Below are 1,103 nucleotides of genomic sequence, written 5' to 3' on the forward strand. Positions count from 1 at the left end.
CTAGGGCCTGTGTGATGTCGTGATCAATCGGTGGTTTTCAGTAGGTCGTCGATCCAGATCATCGAGGCGCGGAGGTGGAGGCCGGCGAGGTAGCTTTCGGGTGTCTTGTCGTAGCGGGTGGCGATGCCTCGCCAGGCTTTCAGCTTGTTGATCAGGCGCTCGACGGTGTTGCGTTCTTTGTAGAGGTCGGTGTCGTGGGTGAGGGGCCGGCCGCCCCGGCTGCCTTTCCTCTTCCGGTTGGCGGTCTGGTCCTTCTTCTCCGCGATGACTGCCTTGATGCCGCGTTTTCGCAGGTAGGAGCGGTTGCCGCGGGATGAGTAGGCCTTGTCCGCAGCGACGGCGCCAGGCCGGGTCCGGGGGCGTCCGACTGGCAGACGGACCCGCACCTTGTGCAGCACGGCGACGAACTGCGGGCTGTCAGCGGCCTGGCCTGCGGTCAGCACGAACGCCAGCGGACGGCATCTGTGGTCCGCAGCGAGATGGACCTTGCTCGTCAGCCCGCCACGGGATCTGCCGAGCTGGGCCTGCTTCAAGCGGAGCTTGCGTCGTCGCCTGATGTGCCGCCGCTCTTCCCGGTCGGGGTCGTCACGTCCGCCCTGCCCGTTCTGTTCCGGCGGGCCGCCCCCTTTTGCCGGGCCCGCTCCTGCTCGGCGGCGGCTTCCTCAAGGGCGTCCATGACCTCCTTGCCGATGCGCATCCCGGCGGCGTCATGGTGGGCACGGACGGTGGTGGAGTCGACGCTGACCAGCGACAAGTCCGTGTTCCCCCGGCGGGCGTCCTCGGCGATCACGCCTTCCAGCAGTGCGCTGAACACGCCGGCGTCCCTCCACACCCTGAAGCGGCCGTAGACCGTCGGCCACGGACCGAACTCATGCGGCATCTCCCGCCACTGACTGCTGGTGCGGAACCGCCAGATCACCCCCTCGAACTGCTCTCGCAGCCGCTCGGGGTACGGGCCGTACTCGCCTATCGGCAGGAACGGCTCGATCAACTTCCACTGCTCATCGGTGAGTTGCCTGCGCGTCACGCTCGTCTTCCTACCGGATCCGCCTTCCATGCGGATCCGGATCGGCAAGATTGATCACGACGTCACACAGGCCCTA

Annotated in this window: 1 pseudogene; it reads right to left on the minus strand. The window is 66.7% G+C overall.

Going from position 1 to position 1,103, the window contains the following annotated elements:
• Positions 1 to 23: 23 nt before the first annotated feature.
• Positions 24 to 1,027 (minus strand): annotated as a pseudogene (locus ACFWVV_RS37770) (IS5 family transposase).
• Between the last annotated feature and the right edge of the window lie 76 nt (positions 1,028 to 1,103).

Origin of the sequence: Streptomyces sp. NPDC058663, from assembly GCF_042716745.1 — a bacterium.
Taxonomy (GTDB): domain Bacteria; phylum Actinomycetota; class Actinomycetes; order Streptomycetales; family Streptomycetaceae; genus Streptomyces.